The 20,237-nt window shown below is 55.8% G+C and carries 20 protein-coding genes; 17 read left to right on the top strand and 3 right to left on the bottom strand.

Features of this window, described 5'->3' with window-relative positions:
- Nucleotides 1–2 precede the first annotated feature (2 nt).
- Together QP027_RS06165 and QP027_RS06160 are read left to right on the top strand one after the other, a co-directional pair.
- A complete protein-coding gene (locus tag QP027_RS06165; protein WP_284826847.1) occupies nt 3–1,091 on the top strand; it encodes a glycosyltransferase family 4 protein in 1,089 nt (362 codons plus the stop codon).
- Entirely contained in the window at nt 1,091–1,555 is a 465-nt protein-coding gene (locus QP027_RS06160) for a hypothetical protein (RefSeq protein WP_284826955.1), read from the top strand. The genes QP027_RS06165 and QP027_RS06160 overlap by 1 nt, the downstream gene beginning before the upstream one ends.
- On the opposite strand, the gene QP027_RS06155 is transcribed toward QP027_RS06160, so the two are convergent.
- Nucleotides 1,552–2,037: a DUF3817 domain-containing protein gene (locus QP027_RS06155; protein ID WP_284826846.1), complete on the bottom strand. Its 486-nt coding sequence runs from the start codon at nt 2,035–2,037 to the stop codon at nt 1,552–1,554. The genes QP027_RS06160 and QP027_RS06155 overlap by 4 nt on opposite strands.
- A gap of 68 nt (nt 2,038–2,105) precedes the next feature.
- Between QP027_RS06155 and QP027_RS06150 the strand changes: the two genes are divergently transcribed.
- The 13 genes from QP027_RS06150 (at nt 2,106) to QP027_RS06090 (ending at nt 17,274) form a co-directional block, all read left to right on the top strand.
- A complete protein-coding gene (locus tag QP027_RS06150; RefSeq protein ID WP_284826844.1) occupies nt 2,106–2,987 on the top strand; it encodes an acyl-CoA thioesterase in 882 nt (293 codons plus the stop codon).
- Nucleotides 2,988–3,108: 121 nt separating this feature from the next.
- Complete coding sequence (locus tag QP027_RS06145; RefSeq protein WP_284826842.1) at nt 3,109–3,864, top strand: YebC/PmpR family DNA-binding transcriptional regulator; 756 nt, start codon at nt 3,109–3,111, stop codon at nt 3,862–3,864.
- A 114-nt stretch (nt 3,865–3,978) separates the two neighbouring features.
- On the top strand, nt 3,979–4,509 hold the full coding sequence (ruvC, locus tag QP027_RS06140) for a crossover junction endodeoxyribonuclease RuvC (protein ID WP_284826841.1): 531 nt from the start codon (nt 3,979–3,981) through the stop codon (nt 4,507–4,509).
- A gap of 6 nt (nt 4,510–4,515) precedes the next feature.
- On the top strand, nt 4,516–5,127 hold the full coding sequence (gene ruvA / locus QP027_RS06135; protein ID WP_284826839.1) for a Holliday junction branch migration protein RuvA: 612 nt from the start codon (nt 4,516–4,518) through the stop codon (nt 5,125–5,127).
- Between the two features lie 9 nt (nt 5,128–5,136).
- Nucleotides 5,137–6,231 carry a Holliday junction branch migration DNA helicase RuvB gene (gene ruvB / locus QP027_RS06130; protein ID WP_284826837.1) on the top strand — a complete coding sequence of 365 codons (1,095 nt, stop codon included), beginning with the start codon at nt 5,137–5,139 and terminating at the stop codon, nt 6,229–6,231.
- A gap of 65 nt (nt 6,232–6,296) precedes the next feature.
- A complete protein-coding gene (yajC, locus tag QP027_RS06125) occupies nt 6,297–6,650 on the top strand; it encodes a preprotein translocase subunit YajC (protein ID WP_284826836.1) in 354 nt (117 codons plus the stop codon).
- Nucleotides 6,651–6,852: 202 nt separating this feature from the next.
- The gene (gene secD / locus QP027_RS06120; protein WP_284826834.1) at nt 6,853–8,670 is read left to right on the top strand and encodes a protein translocase subunit SecD; all 1,818 of its coding nucleotides are present in this window, start codon (nt 6,853–6,855) and stop codon (nt 8,668–8,670) included.
- Between the two features lie 2 nt (nt 8,671–8,672).
- Entirely contained in the window at nt 8,673–9,854 is a 1,182-nt protein-coding gene (gene secF / locus QP027_RS06115; RefSeq protein ID WP_284826833.1) for a protein translocase subunit SecF, read from the top strand.
- Between the two features lie 67 nt (nt 9,855–9,921).
- On the top strand, nt 9,922–11,505 hold the full coding sequence (locus tag QP027_RS06110) for an ABC transporter substrate-binding protein (RefSeq protein ID WP_284826953.1): 1,584 nt from the start codon (nt 9,922–9,924) through the stop codon (nt 11,503–11,505).
- On the top strand, nt 11,492–12,055 hold the full coding sequence (locus QP027_RS06105) for an adenine phosphoribosyltransferase (protein WP_284826831.1): 564 nt from the start codon (nt 11,492–11,494) through the stop codon (nt 12,053–12,055). The genes QP027_RS06110 and QP027_RS06105 overlap by 14 nt, the downstream gene beginning before the upstream one ends.
- A 53-nt stretch (nt 12,056–12,108) precedes the next feature.
- Entirely contained in the window at nt 12,109–14,382 is a 2,274-nt protein-coding gene (locus QP027_RS06100; RefSeq protein WP_284826830.1) for a RelA/SpoT family protein, read from the top strand.
- A gap of 176 nt (nt 14,383–14,558) precedes the next feature.
- Nucleotides 14,559–16,616 (top strand): bifunctional metallophosphatase/5'-nucleotidase, encoded by a 2,058-nt coding sequence (locus QP027_RS06095; protein WP_284826828.1) that lies wholly within the window; start codon nt 14,559–14,561, stop codon nt 16,614–16,616.
- Nucleotides 16,617–16,698: 82 nt separating this feature from the next.
- Nucleotides 16,699–17,274, top strand: coding sequence for a DUF421 domain-containing protein (locus QP027_RS06090; protein ID WP_284826826.1), 576 nt, complete (start codon nt 16,699–16,701; stop codon nt 17,272–17,274).
- Between the two features lie 56 nt (nt 17,275–17,330).
- On the opposite strand, the gene QP027_RS06085 is transcribed toward QP027_RS06090, so the two are convergent.
- Together QP027_RS06085 and QP027_RS06080 are read right to left on the bottom strand one after the other, a co-directional pair.
- Complete coding sequence (locus tag QP027_RS06085; RefSeq protein ID WP_284826824.1) at nt 17,331–17,618, bottom strand: hypothetical protein; 288 nt, start codon at nt 17,616–17,618, stop codon at nt 17,331–17,333.
- Between the two features lie 359 nt (nt 17,619–17,977).
- Nucleotides 17,978–18,850, bottom strand: coding sequence for a peptidylprolyl isomerase (locus QP027_RS06080; RefSeq protein WP_284826823.1), 873 nt, complete (start codon nt 18,848–18,850; stop codon nt 17,978–17,980).
- A 137-nt stretch (nt 18,851–18,987) separates the two neighbouring features.
- Here QP027_RS06080 and tpx point away from each other — a divergent pair, with 137 nt between their 5' ends.
- Together tpx and QP027_RS06070 are read left to right on the top strand one after the other, a co-directional pair.
- Nucleotides 18,988–19,485: a thiol peroxidase gene (tpx, locus tag QP027_RS06075; protein ID WP_284826821.1), complete on the top strand. Its 498-nt coding sequence runs from the start codon at nt 18,988–18,990 to the stop codon at nt 19,483–19,485.
- Nucleotides 19,486–19,580: 95 nt separating this feature from the next.
- Nucleotides 19,581–20,228, top strand: a complete 648-nt coding sequence (locus QP027_RS06070) for an MBL fold metallo-hydrolase (RefSeq protein ID WP_284826819.1) — start codon at nt 19,581–19,583, stop codon at nt 20,226–20,228.
- Nucleotides 20,229–20,237 lie beyond the last annotated feature (9 nt).

Raw genomic sequence — 20,237 nt, 5'->3', positions numbered from 1 at the left:
CCATGCGGATCGGAATCGTGTGCCCCTATTCTTTCGACGAACCCGGAGGGGTTCAAGCCCATGTCCTTGACCTTGCGGGCGTGTTGCGTGCGCAAGGTCATTACGTCGCGGTGCTCGGTCCCGCTTCGCCTCAGGCAGAACTGCCGGACTTTGTCACACGTGGTGGTGCGGCTATCCCGATCCCGTATAACGGGTCGGTCGCGCGTTTGTCGATTGGGCCTCAGGTAACCAGGCTGGCTCGTGAGTTTATTAAACAAGGTCAGTTTGACGTGCTTCATATTCACGAGCCGAACTCGCCCAGCTACTCGATGGCAGCGCTTCGGGTAGCGGAAGGTGCGATTGTTGCGACGTACCACGCATCGGCTGTTTCCTCGCGACTGCTGCAGCTAGTCAAACCTGTGCTGCGACCCAACTTGGAAAAGATTGGTGGCGGTATCGCGGTGTCGGAAATGGCCCGGCGCTGGCAGGTGGAGCAGCTCGGCGGCGACCCAGTGCTCATTCCGAATGGAGTTGATACCCGGAAATTCGCTGCGGCGAGACAGTCGCCCACGGAAGGGCCCACCGAGATTGTTTTCCTGGGCAGAATCGATGAACCACGCAAGGGGCTCGACGTTTTGCTACGCGCTTTGCCCCAGGTTGATCGCGATCTGAAGATCACAGTAATTGGTGGAGGACACCCGCGCAGTATCGAAGGTGTAGATTTTGTCGGTCGGGTAAGTGAAGCGGAGAAGGTCGAAATACTTGGCCGAGCCGACATCTATGTCGCCCCGAACACAGGCGGCGAGTCCTTCGGAATCGTTTTGGTGGAGGCCATGGCCGCCGGCTGCGCCGTGGTTGCAAGCGACCTTGAAGCCTTCGCAGCGGTGTGCGATATCGGAAGCGAATCTCCCGCAGGGCTCCTCTTTCCTGTCGGGGATGACGAGGTGCTGGCTTCGCACATCCGCTTGCTTATCGACGACGACCAGCGCCGCAACGAGCTTATCTCGGCGGGAATCGAACGCGCGAAGCAATACGATTGGCAAACCGTCGCAGCACAGGTGCTCAACGTATATGAGACAGTCGCAGATGGAACACCGGTGGTGGCGCGATGATGAGCACTACCGGTTGGGTGGTTTTTGCAGTCGTCGTCACGCTTTTCCTCGCCTGGGCGTATTCGACTGCGCAACGGCTAGACCGCCTGCACGTCAGGGTGGATAGGGCGAGGTCGGCTCTGGAGTCAGCCCTTAATCGGAGGGCAGCGGTTATTGCGGCGGTGTCTCCGGACGCTTCAGAAGCAGCCCGACGCGCGGAACACATGGGATTAGTTCCGGGTGAATTCGAGCAGCGTGCCGAAAGCGAGCGGGCTCTACGACGTCATATCGCAGGCAGTGGCATCAGCGGTTCGGCCGAATTGGCTGATGCGGACGCGCGAGTTATGCTTGCGCTGCGGTTTTACAACGACGCGGTGGCCGATACGCGGGCAGTAAGGCTTCGCCCTGAAGTGAAGTTATTGCGACTTGGCGGCACTGCGCGCCTTCCAGAGTTTTTCGAACTCACCTCGGACGAGCCGAACTAGCCGATACGATCGGCTACGGCGTCAGGATCATAAGGCTGACCAAGTGTAACTAGCAGAGTAAACACCAGTGCGACGATGATCAGAGCGATGATCAGTGATCGAATTGGGTGGCGGACTGCTTGTGCCAAGATTTTGTCTGGCAAGTTGGTTGGTTGCTCGGCGGGGTCGGAGAATCGCCATCCACCTTCGAGTTTGCCCTTCTTATCAGCCCACAGGGTGAAAGCAAGCGCCGCCCAAGGAATGACGGAGACGATGAGTCCCACGAGGCCGAGGCCAAAGGACCATTTATTGTTCACCCACACCAAGATGGTGAGGATGACAAAGCAGAGAAACCCGAAGCCGTGAATACCGCCGGCGATGGAGATCACGGACTCAGTGGTGCCGGAGTATTTCAATACCATGCCGACAATCAGCAGTGTCCAGGTGAAAAACTCGAGAATGCCTGCTGCGAGGTGGAGTTTCTTTGGAGTAAGTCCAGTCATAGTTGACTACGATACCTCCCGTAGTGGTTTGGTCCATAGACGTGAATTGCCTGGTAATCTGACCGACTATGAGTCCGACACCACAATCGATCATCAACATTCTCGATCTTGAGCCAATCGAGCAAGACATCTACCGCAGCAAAGCGAAAGAATCTGTGCTTTCCCGTACTTTCGGTGGACAGGTAGCTGCGCAGGCGCTCGTCGCGGCAACCCGTACTGTCGGTGATGATAAGTTTGTGCACTCTTTGCACGGCTACTTCATTCGTCCGGGTATTGCTGACCAAGACACGGTGTACATCGTCAATCGCATGCGCGACGGTAATTCGTTCGCGACTCGCCACGTTGAGGCGATTCAGAACGGCGAGATCATCTTTTCTATGCAAGCAAGCTTCCACCGTGCAGGCGATGAAGGGCCGGAGCACTCGGACTTGATGCGTACTGTCCCACACCCGGATGAGATCCCAGAGGCGCGGGACACTCTTCCTGCGAGTTCCCGCGCATTGCTTGCCGAGTGGGAAGACTGGGATATCCGCGTAGTTCCATCGGACCTATACGAGCACAACAAATACACCCCGTCACAACAGGTCGTCTGGTTCCGGTCTAAGCGAAGGTTGCCTGATGACGACACTTTCCACGTGTGCACACTTGCATATATGTCTGACATGACGTTGCTATATTCCGCGATGGTGCCACACCCAGGCCATAAGGTTCAGATGGCCTCGCTCGATCATGCGATGTGGTTCCTTCGTCCTTTCCGTGCGGATGAGTGGCTGATGTATGACCAGGTGTCCCCATCGGCGCATGGTGGCAGGGCGTTGACTCACGGCAGAATCTTCGACGCGCAAGGACGACTTGTTGCGATGGTGACTCAAGAGGGGCTGACCCGCACGTTGCGCGAAGGGGCTCAGCCTGTGCCGTCGAAACTGCCACGAAATGAGTCTCAGGACTAGTAGAGTCCAGGCACTTCAACGGCAAATGAACGCCACGCGGACCTAGGCGGGTAGTAATAATTGGGCCTTACCCGCGTATACTCGGCAAACGAACTATTGGGAAATAGAAAGGGAGACGGTCATGGCAGGCCACTCAAAGTGGGCAACCACTAAGCACAAGAAGGCCGCTAACGACGCTAAGCGTTCGAAGCTCTGGGCGAAGATGATCAAGGATGTCGAGGTGGCAGCGCGCACCGGCGGCGGCGATCCTGCAGCCAACCCAACGCTCGACGACATGATTCGTAAGGCCAAGAAGGCCTCCGTTCCCAACGACAACATTGAGCGAGCACGCAAACGTGGTTCCGGCGAAGAAGCCGGTGGCGCGAACTACGAGAACATTACATACGAGGGCTACGGCCCCAATGGTGTCGCCGTTTTCATTGAGTGTCTAACCGACAACCGCAACCGCGCCGCTACCGAGGTTCGCACCGCGATGACTAAGAACGGTGGCAATCTTGGCGAGTCTGGCTCCGTTGCCTACATGTTCACCCGTACCGGTGTTGTCACGGTGAAAAAGGGCGAGCTTTCCGAGGATGACGTTCTCATGGCAGTGCTCGAAGCCGGTGCTGAAGAAGTTCAAGACACCGGTGAAGAATTCGAAATCATTTGCCAGCCGACCGATGTGCAGGCAGTAAAGGAAGCCCTCGTCGAAGAAGGTTTTGAGGTGGAAGAAGCTGGCCAAGAGTTCCGCCCTTCCATGGAAAGCGATGTTGACGTGGAGACCGCCAAGAAGATGATGAATCTCATCGACGCGCTGGAGGACTCCGACGACGTTCAAAACGTCTACACCAACATGAACATGTCCGACGAGGTGCTAGCTGCGTTGGACGCAGATTAATCATTTGCTTGACGACGCCCCGCCCGGCAGGTTTTCCCTGCAGAGCGGGGCGTTTCACGTGTTCGTCGTCGGCGTGTGGTAGAACAAGTGTGTGAGAAACAATGGGAGGCGGGAATGAACCTCGAAGGGCTTCGGGTAATGGGCATTGACCCTGGTTTGACCCGTTGTGGCCTCTCCGTGGTCCAGGCGGGCCGCGGAAGGCAAGTAATTCCTATCGCAGTAGGGGTGGTGCGCACACCGTCTGAGGCAGAACTGGCAGAGCGATTGCTCCGAATGTCTCGCGCGGTGGGTGAGTGGATGGACGAATACAAGCCGGACGTTGTTGCGATGGAGCGCATTTTCGAACGCGGAAACGTCTCCACAGTGATGCACACCGCTCACGCTGTAGGCGTAATGGTTCTTGCCGCAGCCGAACGCGACATCCCAGTGCACATGTACACCCCTTCTGAAGTGAAGAAAGCAATTTCTGGCAACGGCCGCGCAGACAAGAAACAAATGACGATCATGATCACCCGTATTCTGGGACTCAGTGAGGCGCCGAAGCCAGCCGATGCTGCTGACGCACTGGCAATTGCTGTGTGTCATTGTTGGCGTGCACCATTGCTTGCTCGAACCGCCCAAGCCATGAAAATTCAAGGAGCGTAATCACAGGTGATTGATTCACTCAACGGAGAGGTTGTCTCCATCGGCCTAGACCACGGCGTCATCGAATGTGGTGGCGTAGGTTACCGCTTCTTGGCTACTCCGCCAACATTGGCGCGACTGGTCCGCGGCGAAAAGACTCGTGTGCTTACGTCGATGGTGGTCAAGGAAGACGCGATGACCTTGTACGGGTTTATCGACGATGACGCGCGCATGATGTTTCACCGGCTGCAAAGCGTCAGCGGACTCGGCCCAAAGCTTGCACTGGCTTCGCTAGCGGTCTTTTCGGCAGGCGAGATTGCGGGGCACATTACCAACGAAGACGCCAAGGCTCTCCAGGCGATTCCCGGGGTAGGCAAGCGGATGGCAGAACGCATGGTGGTAGAACTCAAGGACAAGCTGAAAGATATGGTCGCGGCTAAGTCTGAATCGACGCAGCCCGCTGCAGACGTCCCGGCAGGAGCAGGTGCCGTTGTGGAGCAGGTAGTGGAAGCCCTCGTGGGGTTGGGTTTTACCGACAAAGCGGCCCGTCCTGCAGTAGAGGCCATCGTTGCCGAGCAGCCTGACCTGGAAACCGCAGCGCTCCTGCGCTCAGCATTGACCCAACTCGGCCGGAACTAGGGGTAAGAATTGTCTGACGTTGAGAAAACAGAATTTAGCCTGCCGGAGGGACTACTCAACCGGGGCGGGCAAGGACGTGACGACGACGCTGCAGTTGATGCCCGAGAGCAGGTGGATGATCGTGACATCGAAAAGACTTTGCGCCCTAAAGCCCTTGAGGAGTTCATTGGGCAGCCAAAGGTTCGCGAACAGCTCGACTTGGTCCTAACCGGAGCAAAGCGACGTGGGGTCACCCCTGACCATATTTTGCTATCGGGCCCGCCTGGCCTTGGCAAAACAACGCTGGCAATGATCATCTCGCAAGAGCTGGGAACGTCATTGCGTATGACATCCGGACCAGCCCTCGAGCGCGCCGGTGATCTTGCTGCAATGCTGTCGAACATTATGGAAGGCGATGTCCTTTTCATCGACGAAATTCACCGCATCGCACGTCCGGCGGAAGAAATGTTGTACATGGCAATGGAGGACTTTCGCATCGATGTCATCGTCGGAAAAGGCCCCGGTGCCACCTCAATTCCGTTAGAGATTCCTCCGTTTACCCTTGTCGGCGCGACGACAAGGGCAGGCATGTTGACAGGGCCGCTGCGCGACAGGTTTGGTTTTACCGCTCAAATGGAGTTCTACGAGGTAGAAGATTTGACGCGAGTGGTAACTCGTGCAGCATCCATCTTGGGAGTCAGCATCGACAACGATGCGGCCGTGGAGATCGCCTCCCGCTCGCGTGGCACTCCACGAATTGCCAATCGGCTCCTGCGCCGTGTGCGCGATTGGGCGGAAGTTAACGGAGATGGGCATGTCGACATCCCAGCAGCACAGGCGGCCCTTCGGGTCTTTGATGTCGATGAACTTGGACTGGATCGCCTGGACCGCGCAGTATTAGGGTCATTGATTAAGGGACATGGTGGTGGTCCCGTCGGTGTGAACACGTTAGCCATCGCCGTGGGGGAGGAACCCGGAACGGTAGAAGAAGTCTGCGAACCTTACTTGGTTCGTGCCGGACTAATGTCGCGCACTGGTCGGGGTCGCGTTGCTACCGCCGCTGCATGGCATCACCTTGGGCTCACCCCGCCTCCTGAGGCTCCGGGCCAGCTGAATTTCCGGTAGGAGTTTGCCAATCAACCACCATGCGGTTCTGCCACGTGGTGGTGGGCGTGTCACAATGGGACGTTATGGAACTTCTTACTCTTGTCCTCATCCTCGCTATTTTCCTTCTGCCGTCCATTTTCATGATGCGTAGTCAGAAAAAACGTCAGTCCGAAATGATGGCGCTGCGCAACTCTTTGGTACCCGGTGATCGCATTGTCACTGTGGGTGGTCTACACGGAAAGATCGTTGCATCGCGTGATACCGAAGTTGATCTTGAAGTGTCCCCGGGCGTAGTCATCACGATTGACTCCGCAGGAATCATGCGCAGAGCTGAACCACAAACGACTGAACCGCAGGCTACAACCGAAAGCTACTGGGAGAATCGCGAAGCGAGACCAGACGCAACTGATGGACAGTCGCACCCTGAGAATAACTAAGGGGCGTGCGCAGGTTTTCTGCACGCTATGACGTACGATGTTGGTTTGTGCGCTCTCTCAGATTCCGTGGAATCTTTTCCCTGAACTGAAAGAGCCAGAACCAGAACTAAATCCCAACACTCACACAAACCGTGTTTTCTAGGCCACAAGACCTTCCGACGCGTAAGACCGGTGAGCGTTTCATCTGGAGGAGTAACCTTAAGTGTCCGTTTCAAATCGGCGCACGAGCGAGCGCGCGTCGCGAAGAGCATGGCCAAAGCGAGCCCTTGCCTTCTTCCTTCTGCTCGTGGCAATCGTGTGGGCGCTGGTGTTTTTCACCGGTGACCGTCAAGCATCACCCAAACTAGGTATCGATCTCCAAGGCGGTACGCGTGTAACACTTGTGCCACAGGGCGAGGAACCTACCCAAGAGCAACTCGACCAGGCGCGCATCATTCTGGAGAATCGTGTCAACGGTATGGGTGTCTCAGGCGCCGACGTGGTGGTCGACGGCAACACCCTAGTAATCACCGTCGCTGGCGACGACACCTCCGAAGTACGCTCGATCGGCCAGACCTCACAACTGATGTTCCGCCCTGTCGCTCAACCTGGCGTGCCAGGTGAAAACTTCGCCGAACTCTTGGGAGAGACGGCGAACGATTGGGTTGAATACGGAATCATCACCAAAGATCAGGCGACGGAATCTCTGGATCAGATCGCATCCAGCCTGCAAGAGATGCTTGGCGACGAGGGCGCGATCGAAGTACCAGAGATTACAGCCGAGCCCCTAGACGAGCCTGCAAACTCCATTGAGGCAGGGGATCGTCGACAAGCACTCAATGAGATGCTGCGTGAAGATCGCCAATCCGAAGATCCAACGCAGCAGCTCGCAGCCATGTCGCTGATGCGCTGTGACCCAGATTCCACCGACCCGCTAGCTGGGACAGACGAGCCACAACTGCCCTTGGTGTCCTGTGATCCAGGTGCTGGCACTCCGTTGATGCTCGAGCCTGTTCCGCTGCTCAGCGGCGTGACTGATGAGAACGGCCCGCGTTTGACAGGTAGCCAGATCGATACTGGTCAGCCGATCACTGGTGGCCTTAACACTCAAACTAGCCAGATGGAAATCAGCTTTGCATTTAGCCAGAAGGGTGAGTTCAACGGCTCCCAGACGTGGGCCGAACTCACGAGCAACTTGATCGGCCAGCAGATTGCGATCACTCTTGACTCCCAGGTGATCTCCGCACCAGTAATCCAAGGTGCTACTCCAGTGGGCTCTGCGACGTCCATTACGGGTGACTTCACTCAGGAGGAAGCACAGAACCTAGCGAATAACTTGCGCTATGGCGCTCTGCCACTGTCGTTTGCCGGTGAAAACGGCGAACCTGGTGGTACCGCTCAAACCGTCCCACCATCTTTGGGTGAGGCCTCGCTGAAGGCTGGCTTGATCGCTGGCCTTGTCGGGCTCGCTTTGGTCGCGGTATTTGTCTTCGCCTACTACCGAGTATTCGGGTTCGTGTCTTTGCTGACACTGTTCGGCGCAGGCCTGCTTGTCTACGGATCGCTGATCTTGCTGGGTCGCTGGATCGGATATTCCCTTGATCTTTCGGGTGTGGCCGGTTTGATTATCGGTATCGGCACCACGGCCGACTCGTTCGTCGTCTTGTATGAGCGCATTAAGGATGAAGTCCGCGAAGGAAAAACTTTCCGCTCGGCCACCGCCCGCGGTTGGGATCGCGCAAAGCAAACTATCGTGACAGGCAACATGGTCACCTTGATCGGCGCTGCGGTGATCTATTTCCTCGCGGTGGGCGAAGTCAAGGGCTTCGCATTCACCATGGGGCTGACCACCATCTTCGACCTTGTTGTGACCTTCCTAGTCACCGCACCTCTGATGATTTTGGCCTCGCGCAAGCCGTTCTTCGCTAAGCCAGCTGTTAACGGTATGGGCAAGATGTTCGCACTAGCAGATGCGGATCGCAAGGAATCTCGTGAAGCTGCTCAAACTGAGGCAGTTGCCGTTGAAGGCGAGGAGAAGTAGCAATGACAACATCTACAACCACCACTCCAGTACAGAAGCCGAATAAGTACAATCTCAACTTCTTCGACAAGCTATATACCGGTGAAGGCGGCTTCGACTTCATTGGTCGATCGAAACTGTGGTACCTCATCACGCTGTTCTTCGTCGTCGTGAGCATCGCATCCATGGCGTTTCGCGGGTTCGACCTTTCGATCGATTTCGAAGGCGGCACCAAGATGTCCATGCAGGCAGGTGACCTCGTCGCCGAGCAGGTGGAGGAGACTTTTACCGAGGCCACCGGCGTCACCCCTGAAATCACCCAGATTGTGGGTGCCGGAGATTCCCGCACGCTAGAGATCAATTCCGAACACCTGTCGCAAGATCAAATCAACGCGGCTCGCGAAGCAATCTTCGAGGAACACCAGCCGCTCGATGCGGAAGGCAATCCGACTCCAGACGCGATCGGCGATTCCACCGTGTCTGAATCCTGGGGTTCCACCATCACCCAACGCATGTTGCTGGCTTTAGGAGTCTTTCTCCTTGCAGCAGCGGTGTATGTTGCTGTCCGTTTGAAGCGAGAAATGGCTGTGGCGGCTATGGCCGCATTGCTGGTTGACGGCATCGTGATTCTCGGTCTGTACTCGGTGTTTGGGCTTGAAGTGTCCCCAGCAATGATCATTGGTTTGCTCACCGTATTGACGTTCTCGATCTATGACACCGTCATCGTCTTTGACAAGGTAAATGAAAACACCGAAGGCATTTTGGGTTCGCGGACTTCAACCTATTCAGAACAAGCGAACCTCGCAGTGAACCAGACGGTTATGCGTTCGATTTCGACTTCGGTTATCTCGGCGCTGCCGATTGTCGCACTTCTGGTCGTGGCCGTATGGCTGCTTGGCGTTGGCACGCTGAAGGACCTCGCGTTGATCCAGCTGATTGGTGTGGTCGAAGGCATCTTCTCCTCGCTCCTTCTCGCCACACCACTCTTAGTAACGTTGGTCAATCGACAGAAGAAGTATCAGGAACATAACAAGCAGGTCGCCGAGTTTCGCGCGCAGGCTTCCAGCGGGGAGCTTGACGACGAATCCTTGGCGGACGCGACACCTGCAGCAAAGCGCACAGTGCACACTCCGGTGCACCACTCCGTCGATGGTGACGATGATTTACCTCACCGCACATCGACGTGGCGCCCAGACAGAGGTTAGGAGGCCATTCTTGGCAAGTCGACGGAAGAACTCGAAAGCACTAGGCAGTCTTATTGCTTCTGCCGCGATGGTGGCAAGCCTTGTTGCTTGCTCAACTCCGGAACCCGAGCCTGCTCCCGAGCCAAAGTCCACTGACTACTTTGGCTATCAAATTAACAACCCGCTGCTGACCACAAATGCAGCAGCCAACGATGGTGTGGCGACGAACGCCCAGGTGCTATCCGGTCGCCTCTATCCCGCCCCTTTTGTGCCGGGACCAAGTGGTCAGACGATCCCGAATTCGGATTTGGTCACCACTCAAATGCTTCCTGGTGCAAACCGACAAGTAATTTACACTTTGTCGGCGGATGCAGTTTTCTCCGACGGCAAGCACGTCACCTGCTCGGATTACCTCTTGGCGTATGAGGCTGGATCTAATCCTGAGCTGTTTGGCTCGCACCTGCCTCTGATGGAACAAGTGGAAAAGGTGACCTGTCTGCCGGGCGCGAAACAGTTCACCGTGGTCTTCAAAGAGGGCGAGGGAAGCCGTTGGCGCGAACTCTTCGGGCCCGGCACAGTGCTTCCTGCTCACGCCGTGGCGAAGAAGGTTGGCATGGATTCGACCGCGTTCTTTGAGGCGCTACAATCTGACGACCCTGATCAGATCAGACCCATCGCGGAAGCTTGGAGAAATGGCTTTACGCTCGATGAGTTCGACCCCGAAATGCAGGTGTCCTTCGGCCCGTTCCGAATCGAAAGCGTCGGTGACGAGGGGGAGGTCAAGCTTGTCAGTAATGAGCATTACTATGGCGACCAACCTTCCATTGAGACTCTCGTCGTGTGGCCGAGTACTGCAGACTCCAAGGAACTCGTCGATAAGAAGGCTTTGCGCATCGCCGATGGTTCGGCGGCTGAACCGCAGTGGCTGGACCTCAACGCTGAAGGCAGTCCCTATGACATTGAGACCAGCGTGGGCGAGCTGACCGACACCTTGCGATTTGAGAATGCCGGTGAGTGGGCTGACCAGGACGCCCGTCAGGCCCTGGCTAAGTGTATTGACCCAAACACGGTGGCAGGCGAATCCTCGCGAGTTTCTGGCGTCGATGTTCGTCCGGTGGGAGTGCATGTGGTGAAACACAATGATCCTTTGGCACGCCACTTCCAAGATATCGTCGGGCCGCATATGGCCGTTGACCATGAAGGAGCCGAGAAGGCCCGAGGTATGGAGATCAAGGTGGGCTATTCCCGCGAGGATGAGCGCAAAGCTGCGATGGTCGAAGCTATGCGTGTCTCGTGCGAGCCATCCGGCATTACCGTCATCGATGCGACCGAGGAAGGCAAGACTCTCGACGACCTAGGCAAAACCGGGATCGGCGAGTGGGGCGAAGAAACCGTTGAGGATGGATCCATTGATGCCTTCCTCGGTGCGGTAGACCCCATGGTCGAGTACAACACCGTAGATGCCCGCGCGAATGAGATGGAGAAGTTGCGCGAGGCCGAAGAGAAACTCTGGGAGGAGCTTCCCGCGATTCCCCTTGCTGCCCAGCCCCGTGCGTTCGTTATTGATAGAAATGTGAGTAACGTAGTTGTGTACACGGGTGCAGCCGGCATTGGCTGGAACATGGACCGTTGGCAAGTAGCGAATGAGGAACCAGCTAGTGAAAACGAATAAGTATGCCTCGGCGCGTGATGCACTCGCCGATAAGATGCGTTTTGTACAAGACTTCCCTGAAAAAGGCGTTTTGTTTGAGGATCTCACCCCAGTACTGGCTGACGGTGATGCTTTGCAGATCGTTGTCGATGAGCTCTCCGTGGCATGCCAGGAGATGGGCGCGGACATCATCGGCGGACTCGACGCTCGAGGATTTTTGCTCGGATCTGCAGTCGCGTACAACTTGGGTCTTGGTGTCTTGGCAATTCGCAAAAAGGGCAAACTGCCTCCACCTGTAATTACCCAGGAATATGAACTTGAGTACGGAACCGCTGCTTTGGAGATTCCAGCAGATGGCTCCGACCTTCATGGCAAAAAGGTAGTGCTTGTCGACGACGTGCTGGCCACAGGTGGCACTCTCGTTGCCGCGACGGACCTGATCGAACGGGCCGGTGGTTCTGTCACAGGTTACGTCGTAGTTCTTGAAGTGGATGGTCTTGGTGGTCGCGCACGCCTTGGAGATGCCCCGTTAGTCGTCCTTAACGGCGATAGCGCAGCAGCATCCTTGTAGAATAAAGCTTCTCATTTCATTCCCGAATTAAGACGCAAAAAGGGGAGACCACTATGACGCAGGAGAAAACGCAACGTATCTCAGGAATGCGCAGTGTGTCTGCTCGCCTCGCCCGATCGCTGACTGGCGGTCGATCGCGTACGAATCCCGTACTAGACCCACTGCTTTCAATTCATCGCCAGTTTCACCCCAAAGCTGATGCCGAAATTCTGACTCGTGCCTACGACACCGCGGAAGAGCTGCATGAAGGCGTCTACCGAAAGTCCGGCGATCCTTATATCACGCACCCACTAGCGGTAGCGACAATCTGTGCCGAAATCGGCATGGATACGACGACACTCGTGGCTGCGTTGTTGCATGACACGGTGGAAGACACCGACTACTCACTCGATGATCTCACCGTAGATTATGGCCCAGAGGTTGCGCGCCTTGTTGATGGTGTGACCAAGTTAGACAAGGTTGCTCTCGGTGCGGCCGCGGAAGCGGAGACAATCAGGAAGATGATCGTCGCGATGGCGCACGACCCCCGCGTCTTGGTGATCAAGGTTGCCGACCGGTTACACAACATGCGCACGATGCGCTTTCTTCCCCCAGAAAAACAGGCAAAGAAAGCGCGACAGACGCTAGAGGTCATTGCTCCACTAGCTCACCGTCTGGGCATGGCGAGCGTCAAGTGGGAGCTAGAGGACCTATCGTTCGCGATTCTCTATCCGAAAAAGTACGAGGAGATCGTCCGACTTGTCGCAGATCGTGCTCCGTCGCGCGACCAGGCGTTGCAAGAGATCTCTAACAAGGTCAGCTCGGAATTAAAGGCCAACAACATCAACGCCGAGGTGATGGGTCGGCCGAAACACTATTGGTCGATTTATCAGAAGATGATTGTTCGCGGCCGTGAGTTTGACGAGATCTTTGACCTTGTCGGAATTCGGATTCTTGTGGATAACATCAGCGATTGCTACGCAGCGATCGGTGTTGTGCACTCGATCTATTCGGCGCTGCCAGGGCGCTTCAAGGATTACATCTCGAACCCACGCTTTGGCGTGTACCAGTCGCTGCACACCACTGTGATGACCGATGGTGGCCGCCCGCTTGAGATCCAAGTGCGTACCCACGAGATGCATTACAACGCTGAGTTCGGAGTGGCTGCGCACTGGCGTTACAAGGAAACGAAAGGTTCACACAAAGGCGATCAAGCTGAAGTTGATCAGATGTCGTGGATGCGACAATTGCTGGACTGGCAAAAGGAAGCAGCTGATCCCAATGAGTTCCTCGACTCCTTGCGTTATGACCTGACTGCGCAACAGATCTTCGTGTTCACTCCGAAAGGCGACGTGATCAACTTGCCTGCGGGATCTACCCCCGTGGACTTTGCCTACGCGGTGCACACTGAGGTGGGGCACAGGTGTATTGGCGCCAAAGTCAATGGCAAGCTTGTTGCCTTGGAATCGAAGCTCCAATCTGGCGACCGCGTCGAAGTGTTTACCTCCAAAGACATCAACGCCGGCCCATCCCAAGACTGGCAAGACTTCGTCGTTTCTCCTCGCGCCAAGGCGAAGATCCGTCAGTGGTTTGCCAAGGAGCGTAGGGAAGAGCATCTTGAGCTGGGGCGCGATGCGCTGGCCACCGAGGTCCAACGTGGTGGCTTGCCGATGCACCGTCTGTTTACTGCAGAGTCAATGCGGACCGTTGCCACTCAACTGCACTATCCAGATGTAGACGCTTTGTATACCGCCATCGGTGCAGGACACGTCTCTGCGCAGCACGTGAGCCATCAGCTGATGGCCTTGTTCGGCGACGAAGACGATGCCGTCGATGCTTTGACTGCGCGGACACCGATGTCGAAGCTGGTGACTCCAGAAAACAAGCCGACTACCGAGGGTGGAGTACTCGTAGACGGCACACCGGATGTCATGGCGAAGATGGCTAAGTGTTGCCAGCCGGTGCCTGGCGACGAAATTCTCGGTTTTGTGACACGAGGTGGAGGAGTTTCCGTCCACCGCACCGACTGCACAAATGCCCCGAAGTTGTTGGAGGAACCTGAGCGGATTATCGAGGTTCAATGGGCGACCGATGGCTCCGATGGAAATGGATTCAACGCGACGATGCAGTTGGAAGCTTTGGACCGTCACGGACTGCTGGCCGAGCTCACCAAGGCGCTGAGTGAGCAGAAACTTTCGGTGGTCGAGTTGTCGTCGCAAATTGGTGATGACCGCATTGCCACAGTTCGGTTTACCCTCATGGTGTCTGACACAAAGCAGCTGGGGTCTCTTATGAACCAGATCCGCAACATTGAAGGAGTCTTCGACATTTACCGCGTGACAGCCTAGTTTATTGGTTCCTGTGTGAAATGAGGGTCAATCCTCGGTGTCCTGAAGATGAATTCTTTGGGGTGGTTGGGTAAAGAACTGGGGAAATACATGTTCATACATGTGCCCTTATGTCTCTTTTGGGTTAATACTGTAAAGGAACTGAAGTTTCTCTACTAAAATCCGAGGAGATTTACGTGTCTAAATTCCGTCGCATGGGACACCTGATCGCCGCAGCAACCACCACTGCGTTGGTTGCACAGGGCGTTGTCGTCGCGCAGGCACAGGAAGAAAATCCTGACCTGGTCACCATTTCTATTTCCAACTTCACTGACTTCCACGGTCACCTAGAAAGCGGCATCGACCTAGCCGAACTGGAAGCTGGCCAGGAAATGGGTGCAGCAAACATTGCTGCTCTCATCGAGTATGTCAATCAGGGCTCTGACGTCTCCATCGCTACCACCACTGGCGATAACGTTGGCGGTTCCGCGTTCGTCTCCGCAATCTCCAACGATGAGTACACCCTGGATGCGCTGAACGCCATGGGCATCGACGTTCACGCTGCCGGTAACCACGAGTTTGACCAAGGTCAGAACGACTTGGTAAACCGTATCGTTCCGCAGTCAGCTCCAATTCTCGCAGCGAACGTGTACAAGGCTGATGGTAGCCGCCTTCTCCCGGCTTCTCAGGTTTTCGACCAGGGTGGGGTGAAGGTCGGCATCGTCGGCACCACTTCGAACCTGACTCCACAGAAGGTTTCCCCTGCTGGCATCGAGGGCCTAGTGTTCAAGGATGCTTCTGAAGAAGCAAACAAGGAAGCACAGCGTCTGAAGGAAAGCGGGGAAGCAGACATCGTAATCGTTCTGCAGCACGACCCAGCTGAAGTAGATAACCTGAAACTGAATGCTGAATACGTTGACTTCCTGTTCGGTGGCGACACCCACCTGCAGCAGCTTGACACCACTGCAGATGTTCCTTACGCGCAGTCGTGGGACTACGGCAAGATGGTCTCCGACCTTGACATCACCTACAACAAGGCGACCGGCGAGATCGTTGAGTTGACCGTAGAGCAGTACGACGCGACTGATTTTGTCGCTCTTGGTCTCGAACCTAATGCTGAAGTTGCGACAATCGTTGCAGCGGCAGTTGCACAAGCCGAGGAACTCGGTTCTGAGGTACTCGCAACTACTACCGAGTCCTTCTACCGTGGCTCCAACCCAGGTGAAACCCCAGGTTCTAACCGCGGCGTTGAATCGACTGCGAACAACATGCTCGCTGAGTCCAACCGCCAAGCAATGTCTGACTTCCTGGATGTAGACATCGACCTGGGTCTCATGAACGCTGGTGGCGTCCGCTCCGATCTCCCAGCTGGCGACGTCACCGTGGAAGATGCGAAGACCATGCAGCCATTTGGCAACGAGCTGGTTTACGCAACCATGTCCGGCGCTGCAATTATTAAGACTCTTGAAAGCCAGTGGCAGGATCCAAACTCCGGACGTCCTCGTCTTTCCCTCGGCGTTTCTGACAACGTAAGCTACGTTTACGATCCAACCAAGCCAGACGGTGAACGTATCACTCACGTCACCATCAACGGCGAGGCACTTGACCCTGCTAAGGATTACACCGTCGCTACAGCGACCTTCCTCTTCGAAGGCGGAGATCGACACATCGATCCTGCCGATGTACGCGACATTGTCAACGTTGGTTACCTCGACGTCACAGCATTCAGCGACTACTTGAAGTCCGGCGAGGCACACGTCCGTCAGGGCCAGGGCGAGGTCGGCGTAGTTCTCCCAGAGGGAGGCCTCGTTGCGGGTGAGACCGCAACCATCGAGCTGTCTTCTCTGAACTACTCCTCCGAGGGCGAGCCAATGGCAGAGACCGTCACTGTGAAGCTGGGCGACACCGAGGTCACTGCTGAGATCGACAACTCGAACGCAGCTAAGGGCTACGGCGAAAATGGAAAGGCGACCATCGAGCTGGCGGTTCCTGCGGGACTTTCTGGTGAGCAAACCCTGACCATCACAACTGATGCTGGCACTGACATCTCGATGCCAGTAACCGTCGGCGCGGGCGACACCGACACCCCAGGTGACGACAACAAGGGTTCCACCAGCCCATTTTCCTACATCATCACCAAAATCATGGTGATGCTTCAGGCATTCCTGGGTACCACCATCTTCGCTAAGCTTTTTGCTCCGAAGTTCAGCGTTGTTCCATCCAGCTCTCTGGTAGGTCTTTCTAGCCTTCGCTAGGTAACGCCACAAGCTAAAGAGATGCCCCAGTGTCCCGTAGTGGACGCTGGGGCTTTCTGGTTGCAGGGTATCGTCGATAAGCATGAGCGTTGAACAAACCTGGTGGGAGATGGCAACTGAGCAGTGGGGGATAGAGCTTGCGCGCATTCCAGTTGTCATGGTTTCGGCGTTGGGTATCTATCTCGCCTTTATGCTGTTGGTCAAAGCGTTTGGGTCTCGGATTCTGACACCAATGAACGCCACTGACACGGTCGTGGTGATTATGTTCGGCGCAGTAGCGGGACGCGTCATTATCGGGCATCCTCCGTCGCTTGCTGCAGGTATCGTCGGTCTATCGACTCTCATGGTGCTGGAGGCGGTATTCGGTACCGTTCGTCGCAACACCCATGTGTACCGACTCTTTGATCGCGCGCCGATCCTTGTCCTTGCACACGGTGAGCCGATTCAGGAACTTATGGACTATGCGCACGTTAGCGATCACGATCTGCAAGCTGTCGCTCGGTCGGCGGGTGTGGGGAGCACCAGCGACTTTGCCGCCATCGTTCTCGAACCTACAGGGAACTTCTCGACGATTCGGCGGGGCGTCCAGATCCTGCCAGAGACTTTTGAAGACGTGAAAGGTGCTCAGAAATACCTATTCAGTGAAGCCCACGAATAAGTAGAGCCACTCCCTATCGCGGGGAGTGGCTCTACTTAGTCTCGAGTAAGTAGTTCTTACTTGATGATGTACTTGGTGACGAATGCGAAGAGCGCGCCGAGTGCGGAGATGACAGCGGTGAAAACACCGATCCAGTTCTTGATGTCGTCAGGGTCAGAGGAAGCGTCGGTTGCCTCAGCATCGTCTTCTTGAGCACCGTCTTCTGGGGTGTCTGCGGAGGAAAGGGAAGCGGAAGCTGCCGGAGCCAGGGTATTGGTCTCTTCAGCGAAAGCTGGTGCGGAAACGCCAGCGGTTACAACGGTCAGGGCGGTAGCAGCTGCTACTAGGGACTTACGGATCTTCATGAAATTCCAATCTTAAGAAGAGGATCAATTACTGTTTAGTAACAATAGACACGAACTTTAGAGTCCGCAACCGTTTCAGACAGTCCCTACCCTTGTCGAATCTCCGCACTTACCAGCAAAAATGTATTGCTCAGGTAATTTTACGGTAATAAGTAAGCGGCTGGGGGTCGGCTGGAGATAGTCCGAGAATGATTGACAGGGGCAGTATCGTGCGGATTCTGCAGGAATTACGTCAACGGCGCTCAAGCAAAAAGAGTTGACCAAATAATTAGGTGTCCATAATTACAAGCCTGAACGACACAGCAGAAAAGGAAACCCCGGCAGCTACGGGGGTAGTGCCGGGGGAGAGTCAGTAGAGATTACTCAGCGATTGTGGCCTTTTCAATGCGAACCTCTTCTGCCGGTGCGCCGTCGCCGGGTCCCATGGCTTCGGTGGCTGGATCGACGCCCTTCTCGGCGATAGCGTCGAGGGTGTTTAGGCCTTCGTCGTCAATCTTGCCAAAGTAGGTGTACAGCGGTGGCAGGGTGCTCTCGCCGTAGTTCAAAAAGAACTGGGAGCCGTTGGTGTCGGCTCCTGCGTTGGCCATTGCGATGGTGCCGCGCTCGTAGATGAGTGGCGTGTTGGTGTCCTCAAGCTCATCGGTAGGGTACTCATTGGCAAATTGGAAGCCAGGGCCGCCAGAGCCGGTGCCGGTCGGATCGCCACACTGAAGAACCTTGAGGCCTTCGCTCGTGGTCAGGCGGTGGCAGACGGTGTCGTCGTAATACTCGTTCTTTGCAAAGTGCTCGAACGCGTTCACGGTGCAAGGCGCAACAGAGCGGTCGAGTTCCATTCCAATTGGTCCGGCGGAGGTTTCCAAATTGATGGTGACGGTGCCCTCGGTCGAAATGCCCTCGGTCTCTGGCAAGCCGATCTCGCGTGCAGGTTCGCCCAACTCTTCGTATGAGCACGACACCTGAGGTTCGAGTGCAGTTGCACGCTCGGTAGCCAGAGGCTCGTAGGTTGGTGCCTCGGAAGTCTCAGAGGTGGAAGTTTCTCCGTCTGCCACGATCTCTTCGTCATCGTTTGTGTAAGTCGCAGCCCAGTAGATGCCGCCGACGATCGCCACGATTGCTAGTGCTGCCAGAAGAACAACCGTCAGCGGTTGAGTCTTCTCTTTGCGATCTCGTGCGTTGAGCTCATGCTCAAGTGCTTTGAGAGCTTCCTTGCCTCGTTGTTCGTTGCTACTCACCGGGAAGAACCTCACTTGTAATCGGTACGGCGGACATCATGTCAGAAACTTTTCCGCTCATACTCTACCCTGCGCTTTCAGGTTCTTAACATCAGGGATCATGGCACGATGGCACCGACATCATTACTGTGGGGCGCATGGCTAACGTAACTTTTGATTCCACTCCAGCAACTACCGCGGGCGAACTTCCAGCAGTTGGCGACCAGCTCCCAGCATTCGAGCTCGTCGGAACCGATCTACAAAACGTAACCAACAAGGGTTTTGAGGGTAAGCGACTCGTCCTGAACATTTTCCCTTCCATCGACACCGGCGTGTGTGCGGCTTCCGTGCGCAAGTTCAACGAGCTCGCTGCCGGTGCGGACAACACCGCAGTTCTGTGCATCTCCAAGGATCTTCCTTTCGCCCAGGGCCGTTTCTGCGCAGCTGAGGGTATCGAAAACGTCACCTCCGCGTCCGCATTCCGTTCCACCTTTGGCGAGGACTACGGTGTGACCTTGCAGGATTCTCCGCTCCAGGGTCTGCTGTCTCGTTCTGTCGTGGTGACCGACGAGAACCATAAGATCGTTTACACCCAGCTTGTCGACGAAATCACCACCGAGCCTGACTACGACGCAGCTCTCGAAGCTGTGAAGTAGACACACTTTCGACAAGAGTTTTTCCAGCGGCACCGAGAGGTTTTTCGGGGCCGCTGGTCGTCGTTAAGCACACGTGAGCGCTAGGATGATCGACTATGGACATCGCTGGTTTTGCTGCAGGCCCGTACAAAACGAACACCTACGTTGCGATCAACGGTGGGGAAGCCTTTGTGGTTGATCCCGGGATGCATACCCATGATCGCACTGTTGAGTACCTCCAACAGGAAAACGCGACGCTCCAAGCTGTGCTTTTGACTCATGGTCATTTGGATCACACGCGCGATGCGGGCTCGCTTGCGACGCAGTTCAATGTTCCCGTATATATCCACCCCGATGACGAATTCATGCTGTCCGGCGGCGAAGGCGTGTCCGATCACACGAAACTGCTCTTCGATGCTGCAAACATGACTCCGATCCGCAAATTGCGATATTTCGAGGACAACACCACCATCACTATCGCCGGTATCTCGCTTGAAGTTAAGCATGCTCCGGGGCATTCTCCGGGCTCCGTTTTGCTTATCGACGAGCGCTTCGTTTTCTCCGGGGATGTCCTTTTCCGCGGAACTATTGGCCGGACAGATCTGCAGCACTCTGATCCCAAAGCAATGGATCGAAGTCTCGCAGGTCCCGTGTGGAGCCTTGATGACAACCTAGCGGTCTTGCCTGGACATGGCCCAACGACGAGCATGCGCATGGAGCGAACAAGCAACCCGTATCTCCGCATGGCGCATGACAACCGCTAAGATTTGGCT

Origin of the sequence: Corynebacterium breve (assembly GCF_030252165.1) — a bacterium.
In the GTDB taxonomy this organism is placed as follows: Bacteria; Actinomycetota; Actinomycetes; order Mycobacteriales; family Mycobacteriaceae; genus Corynebacterium; species Corynebacterium breve.
Note: the sequence above shows the minus strand (reverse complement) of the source record. Positions and strands in the feature narration are given on the sequence as shown.